This window comes from Endozoicomonas acroporae, from assembly GCF_002864045.1.
Lineage (GTDB): Bacteria > Pseudomonadota > Gammaproteobacteria > Pseudomonadales > Endozoicomonadaceae > Endozoicomonas > Endozoicomonas acroporae.
Map to the genome: position 1 here is coordinate 1 of NZ_PJPV01000120.1, position 8213 is coordinate 8213.

2 protein-coding genes are annotated in these 8213 nt (G+C 42.8%); both read right to left on the reverse strand.

Annotated elements, in window-relative coordinates; genetic code table 11:
• Positions 1-3376: ankyrin repeat domain-containing protein (locus CX664_RS17680; protein WP_146000112.1), on the reverse strand; the 3376-nt coding region annotated here is incomplete at its 3' end.
• A 591-nt stretch (positions 3377-3967) separates the two neighbouring features.
• Positions 3968-8213, reverse strand: a 4246-nt coding sequence (locus tag CX664_RS17690; RefSeq protein WP_146000113.1) for an ankyrin repeat domain-containing protein, incomplete at its 5' end; no start/stop codon positions are given.

Here is an 8213-nt window from a genome sequence, read left to right on the forward strand (position 1 = left end):
TTAAGTTGAGGCGACAACTATGTTGACAAACACCGAAAATCATCTTCAATGCTTCAGATAGATCTTTGAACTCTACCTGGCTGCCAGTTGAGTTGATCTGTAAACGGGCGGGGCTGTTTAATGATTCAAACCGGTCAAATTCAATTTTAATTTTCTGACCGTTCTTGATGTTATGCAGTAAATTGATGGGGCCACTGCAAACCTTAAAATTATTTTTTGACAATGATGTGTCAATATCATCAGTTTTGTTGAGCCTTTTTAATTCATTGCGAATTTTATTGATGACGATATCGAATTTTTTGGATGCTATTTTTTCAGGTTGCTCTGCTACTTCGCTACTAAGATTTTTCTGCATTTTTTCTGCGGTGTTAACAACTTCCTTCTGAAGTTCCTTCTGAAGTTCCTCCTGAAGTTTTTTCTTGCTAGTGTTAACAGCATCAGAAATTATCTTAAGCAAGCCTTGTAAATTCGCATGTTCAATAATTCCCTCAATAAAGTCTAATGGTATTAGGCCAAAAGTGTCTTTAATTGGAGCTACGAAAAAATTGCGCACCATTTTTCGCAGATCACAATCAGCCAGACATAACTTTATATTCACACCGACTCTGGCTTTTGATTGCTCTTTTTTGTCAATGCTTTTTGCCGTAAAATGAAATCTTTCATATTTATCCAAGAATTCAATAATTTTACCTTTGGTTCCTTCAATATGGAAAGGATAGCCATCCAGTGATAAATTATTATTAAGTTCAAATCCAGGTATAAATTGTACGGGAGCATAGATTTGTTTCAGGTCTTCAGGATTTATGGTATTGAGGTTTCCTCTAATTCCGGAATAGCCGAAAATTGCATCTTCGTGGCTGCCTTTAATAATTTTATCAACAAAATCCTTTGCTAAAACAACAAAGGAGTTAACTTCCGGGCAAGGGATAAAATCCAATTCTGGATACTTTACTTTAATTTCATCAAGGCGATCAACCACTTGATCATTTATAAATACTTTTTCTTGATAGCGAATAGAACCATCTGATAAGACAACTGGATTACTTTGACTGTGAGTATTTTCATTTTGGTCGTTGATCTGACAGGCTTGTCCTTCAAAATATTTGTTGAGATAGTACTCACCTTTATCTTTGCGTTCGCAGTCGTTGAGATTATTCCAGTCCTCCTGCAGGGCCTCTTGGCAAACAGAGTGTTTAGCCAAATCCAGGGGTTTATTGTTTTGCTTATCCTCAGCATTGATATCAACTGGGTGTTTTATTTGGTCTAGCAACCCTATCAGGCACTTAATATTGTCTGCCTCGGCAGCCAAATGTAATGGTGTCTTGCCTTGGCCATCAGAAGCATTGATATTAAGTGTGCCTTTTTTTTCTTCTAGCAACCTTTTCAGGCACCGAATATTGTCTGCCTCGGCAGCCAAATGTAATGGTGTCTTGCCTTGTTTATCACTGGCATTGATTTTAACTTTGATTTTAACTTTGCGTTTCTCTGGGTCTAGCAACATTTTCAGGCACTTAATATTGTCTGCCTCGGCAGCCAAATGTAATGGTGTCATGCCTTGGTTATCTGGGAGATTGATGTCTACGTCATCGAACTTGGAGAGTATGTGCTCAAGACATTTTTCATATCCTTGAACCTCCTTAGAACTATTGTAGTTCCAACATTCATCTTTAATGACATAGTGCAAAGCAGCCATACCACTATGCGGAACTGTGTGATTGATATCTATTGTTTTGTTAAACTTTTTATCAAAAAACCTTTCCAGGTATTCGTTTTTGCCATTAGCAGCAGCATACAGAAATAACCTCGAAAGCTGGTCACTATCTTGTATTATATTTTTGGTTTTGATCAGTTTTATCAGGTCTTCGTTTTTGTTGTCATTATGAATGGTTAAAAGTAATGGTGAAACACCATGTTTATTATTAATATGGAAATATTTATGTATAGTTTTACCTTCTTTTTCACAGATCATTTGCAGAAATCTTATATTACCGTTATAAGCTGCATAGTGCAGCGGAGTATTATCGTCCATGTCAGGTTCATTAATAATATCTTTAAAGTATTTGTGATTTTCTTTCAGCCAATTAATTCTACTCTCTGACATGGCTATACGATGCAGTAGCGTTATACCTTTGTTATTTTTCTCATGCACATTAGCTTTAGCCTTTATCAGCTCTCTTACGCATGTATCAGTAGCAGACAGGAGCAGTGGTGTGTCACCATTTTCATCTTTAGCATTGATGCATGTTAATTTTTTGAGTTCTTTCTTCAGTAGTAACTGAAGACAATTACTGTGTCCTTGTCCTTCCTCGGCTGCATAGTGCAGGGGTGTCCTCTTTCTTTGATCTTTAAGCTTGATGGATTTTTCCAGATTCCCTTCCCTTTTCGCTTTCTCCAGAAATTTTTCCAGGTAATTTTTGTTGCCTTTTTCTGCAGCGTAGTGCAGGAGTGTTTTACCGTCAGTTTTGTCCTGAATTTCCAGGCGTATTATATTGACCAGTAACTCTGTATCTTTGTTGTCATAATTTTCATCGATGGCTAATCGCAGGGCATGATTAATATTTGTGGGCGAGAGATCCATATATTTTTCACATAATTTTTCCAGACATTCCTCATTCTTTTTTAAAATTGCATAATGTAAAGCTGTTTTTCCACTGTTGTCAGTTTGGTTGATATTAGCTTTAGAGAATAGATATGGCAGACATTGTATGTGGCCCTTCTCAGCAGCATAATGCAGCGCTGTTTTTCCACTGTTGTCAGTTTGGTTGATATTCTCTGTAAAGCTTAGAGAATGCAGTTCCGAAAAGTCGCCCTTCTCAGCCGCACGGTGCAGCTTTGTTTTCCCAAGCTCATCAACGTCTTTGGCTTCCCCAGGGGGCGGATATTCCTGCGGGGATACTATGCTGTCCTCCTCAGCAGCAGAATCAGCCAGAGCAGTTCTGTTTTCGCTGATAGCGGGTGGCTCAATTGTTGACAGTTCCCGTGGTACCGGGTCAGTATCCGGGCCTTCATTGAATGACTTTTTACGAGAGTCAACCGCAGTTTTACTATTTGTATGTGTTTTGACATTCACATCCACTTTAAGCATTCGGGATTCACAATAAGGTGATTCGTTGTCATCGACGCTTTCCTCGTCCTTACGAATCAGTGGCAGTGCCGATTGCCCGCATTCACTGCATCGGCGTTTATGAAGACTTGTTTCACTCTGCTCATCAAGGTGTCGGGTGATGCACCCCAGGTGGAAAACGTGGGGTTCCGGTTTGCAAGATGTTTCGACCAGTGAGTGTCCACCAAGTTGTCCTCTGATATGTTCGTCAGTTATACAGATAGAAGAACAATTAAAGCGGACATCTGCCCCGTTTCTACCGATACCATCCATCGCTTTAGCCTGCCATTTGACTCAAAACTACGAGTACGACAAAAAATCAGCAGGGTGAGTTCCACAAAAGACAAAAATTTTTTTAACAAGAAGATTGTCGTTTAAATCAAAAGTCAGGAATGTAACCAATTTTCACTAGACAGTGATCGTTTATCCGGAATGCAAGCAATGGCAACCACAAATATCTGGCAACAGTTCAAGGCGCTGATTACTGAAGGGGCGGAAAACTCGGGTCAGGTCTTGATTCTTGACGCTTATTAATCCTGTTCTACTTTTATAGTTTCTTGATTATAAGCTTGGGGCATAAAAAGTGAGCAGGCCATTGAGAATTGAGTACGCAATTGCGATGTACCATGTGACTTCCCGGGGGAATGAACGTAATTCTATTTATCGAGAAGAGTCTGACTTCAATCTGTTCCTGGATACCCTGGCCGAGGTTTGTGACCGCTTTAACTGGACAATTCATTCCTGGTGCTTATGACCACTCATTATCATCTGTTTGACGACACTTAAAACCATTCGATTCAAGAATCAAGACCTGACCCTTTCGGGGGGGCAAGCAAGAAGGGATAAAATTCAAATCTGGATACTTTACTTTACTTTAATTTCATCAAGGCGATCCACTACTTGATCATTTATAAATACTTTTTCTTGATAGCGAATAGAACCATCTGATGAGTCAACTGGATTACTTTGACTGTGAGTATTTTCATTTTGGTCGTTGGTCTGACAGGCTTGTCCTTCAAAATATTTGTTGAGATAGTACTCACCTTTATCTTTGCGTTCACAGTCGTTGAGATTATCCCAGTCCTCCTGCAGAGCCTCTTGGCAAACAGAGTGTTTAGCCAAATCCAGGGGTTTATTGTTTTGCTTATCCTCATCATTGATATTAACTGGGTGTTTTCTTTGGTCTAGCAACCCTATCAGGCACTTAATATTGCCAGCCTCGGCAGCCAAATGTAATGGTGTCTTGCCTTGGTTATCAGTAAAATTGATACAAAGTGTGCCTTTTTTTTCTTCTAGCAACCTTTTCAGGCACCGAATATTGTCTGCCTCGGCAGCCAAATGTAATGGTGTCTTGCCTTGGTTATCTTGGAGATTGATTTCAGCTTTGATTTTAACTTTGTGTTTCTCTGGGTCTAGCAACCTTTTCAGGCACCGAATATTATCTGCCTCGGCAGCCAAATGTAATGGTGTCTTGCCTTGGTTATCTTTGAGATTGATATCTACGTCATCGAACTTGGAGAGTATGTGCTCAAGACATTTTTCATATCCTTGAACCTCCTTAGAACTATTGTGGTTCCAACATTTATCTTTAATGACATAGTGCAAAGAAGCCATGCCACTATCCGGAAATTTGTGATTGATATCTATTTTTTTGTTAAACTTTTCATCAAAAAAACTTTCCAGGTAATCGTTTTTGCCATTAGCTGCAGCATACAGAAATAACCTCGAAAGCTGGTCATCCTCTTGTATTATATTTTTGGTTTTGATCAGTTTTATCAGGCCTTCGTTTTTGTTGTCATTATGAACAGTTAAAAATAGTGGTGAAACACCTTTTTTATTCTTAGTATGGAAATATTTATGTATAGTTTTACCTTCTTTTTCACAGATCACTTGCAGAAATCTTATATTACCGTTGTAAGCTGCATAGTGCAGCGGAGTATTACCGCCCATGTCAGGTGCATTAAAATGTTTATCTTTATAACATTTGTAATTTTCTTTCAGCCAATTAATTCTCTTCTCTGACATGGCTATACGATGCAGTAGCGTTATACCTCTGTTATTTTTCTCATGCACATCAGCATTAGCCTTTATCAGCTCTCTTACGCATGCATCAGTAGCAGCCAGGAGCAGTGGCGTGTCACCATTTTCATCTTTTGCATTGATGCATGTTAATTCTTTGAGTTCTTTCAGTAGTGACTGAAGACAATTACTGTGTCCTTGTCCTTCCTTGGCTGCATAGTGCAGGGGTGTCCTCTTTCTTTGATCTTCAAGCTTGATGGATTTTTCCAGGTTCCCTTGCCTTTTTGCTTTCTCCAGAAATTTTTCCAGGTAATTTTTGTTGCCTTTTTCTGCAGCGTAGTGCAGGAGTGTTTTACCGTCAGTTTCGTCCTGATCTTCCAGGCGTATCCTATTGACCAGTAACTCTGTAGTATCTTTGTTGTAATAATCTTTATCGATGGCTAATCGCAGGGCATGACTGATATTTTCGGGCGAGAAATGCTTAACGTACTGCTTACATAATTCTTCCAGAAATTCCTCATACTCGTATAAAATTGGATAATGTAGAGGTGTTTTTCTACTCTTGTCAGTTTGGTTGATATTCTCTTTAGAGAATAGTTTTTTCAGACATGATTTGAAGCCCTTCTCAGCAGCATAATGCAGCGCTGTTTTTCCATTGTTGTCAGTTTGGTTGATATTCTCTTTAAAGCTTAGAGAATACACTTCCGAAAAGTCACCCTTCTCAGCCGCACGGTGCAGCTTTGTTTTCCCAAGCTCGTCAACGTCTTTGGCTTCCCCGGGGGACGGATTTTCCTGCGGGAATACTATGCTGTCCTTCTCAGCAGCAGAATCAGCCAGAGCAGTTCTGTTTTCGCTGATAGCGGGTGACTCAATTGTTGACAGTTCCCATGGTGCCGGGTCAGTATCCGGGCCTTCATTGAACAGTTCCCGTGGTGCCGAGTGAGTATCGGGGCCTTCATTGAGCAGTTCCCGTGGTGCCGAGTCAGTATCGGGGCCTTCATTGAATGACTTGTTACGAGAGTCAACCGCAGTTTTACTATCAGTCGGGACAGGATCGTTAGTTGCAACAGAGCCAGCCTGAGCTGTTTTGTCAGCTTTTTTTTTTGTATCGTCGATCTTCACGTTGGTTGTGAGCGTACTGTTGTCTTTTTCATGATCGGCCTGGGAAACAGCAAAGTACGTAAATAACTTGGTGGTCTCTTTGAAGCCCTTAGCTAAATTGGGCGCCGTTTCGCAATTCTTATCCTTAACTTTGGCCTGGGAGCGGTCAAAGGCCTGCAATGTCTGGATGGCCTCTGTGTGGCCTTTTTCAGCAGCTTTGTCGAGAGCCGTCAAGCCATCTTCATCCTCCTCTTTGGCCAGGTCTTTGGCCAGGTAGGGGGTAAAGTCCAGCAATGTCCGGATGGCCTCTGTGTGGCCTTTAAAAGCAGCTTCGTGGAGAGCCGTGCCGCCATTGTCATCCTTATTTTTGACCAGTGAGGGGTCAAAGTTCAGCAATGTCCGGATGGCCTTTGTGTGGCCTTTAAAAGCAGCTTCGTGGAGAGCCGTGCGGCCATTGTTATCCTTCTTTTTGGCCAGGTCTTTAGCCAGGAAGGGGGTAAAGTCCAGCAATGTCCGGATGGCCTGTGTGTGGCCTTTAAAAGCAGCTTCGTGGAGAGCCGTGCCGCCATTGTGATCCTTCTTTTTGACCAGTGAGGGTACAAAGTCCAGCAATGTCCGGATGGCCTCTGTGTGGCCTTTAAAAGCAGCTTCGTGGAGAGCCGTGCGGCCATTGTTATCCTTCTTTTTGGCCAGGGAGCGGTCAAAGTTCAGCAATGCCTGGATGGTCTCTGTTTGGTCTTTACGAGCAGCGAAGTGGAGAGCCGTTTGGCCATCGTTAGTCTTCTCTTTGGCCAGTGAGGGGGCAATGGTCAGCAATATCTGGATGGCCTCTGTTTGGCCACTATAAGAAGCAGCATAGTGGAGAGCCGTATCGCCAAACTTATTCTTCTCTTTGGCCAGGGAGGGGGCAATGGTCAGCAATGTCTGGATGGCCTCTGTTTGGCCTTTAAGAGCCGCGGCGTGGAGAGCCGTGCGGCCATTGTTATCCTTCTTTTTGGCCAGGGAGCGGTCAAAGTCCAGCAATGCCTGGATAGCCTCTGTGAGGCCTCCAAGAGCAGCGACGTGGAGGACCGTTTGGCCATTGTTATCCTTCTCTTTGGCCAGGGATCGGTCAAATTTCAGCAATGTCTGGATGGCCTCTGTATGGCCTTCAAAAGAAGCTATGTGGAGAGCTGTTAGGCCTTTTTTAGTCTTCTTTTTGGCCAGTGAGGGGTCAAAGTCCAGCAATGCCAGGATAGCCTCTGTGTGGCCTTTAAAAGCAGCGTTGTGGAGAGCCGTCATGCCATGGTTGCTCTTATCTTTGGCCAGTGAGCGGTCAAAGTTCAACAATGCCTGGATGGCCTCTGTTTGGCCTTTAGCAGCAGACCAGTGGAGAGCCGTTTCGGCATTGTTATCCTTCTCTTTGGCCAGTGAGGGGTCAAAGTCCAGCAATGCCTGGATGGCCACTGTTTGGCCACTATAAAAAGCAGCATAGTGGAGAGCCGTTTGGCCATCGTTAGTCTTCTCTTTGGCCAGTGAGGGGGCAATGGTCAGCAATATCTGGATGGCCTCTGTTTGGCCTTTAAGAGCGGCGTCGTGGAGAGCCGTTTGGCCATCGTTAGTCTTCTCTTTGGCCAGTGAGGGATCAAAGTTCAGCAATGCCTGGATGGCCTCTGTGTGGCCTTCAAAAGCAGCGTGGTGGAGAGCCGTTTGGCCATATTTATCCTTCTCTTTGGCCAGTGAGCGGTCAAAGTTCAACAATGTCTGGATGGCCTCTGTTTGGCCTTTAGCAGCAGACCAGTGGAGAGCCGTATCGCGATATTTATCCTTCTCTTTGGCCAGTGAGGGGTCAAAGTCCAGCAATGCCTGGATGGCCACTGTTTGGCCACTATAAACAGCATAGTGGAGAGCCGTTTGGCCATCGTTAGTCTTCTCTTTGGCCAGTGAGGGGTCAAAGTTCAGCAATGTCTGGATGGCCTCTGTTTGGCCTTTAAGAGCAGCGGCATGGAGA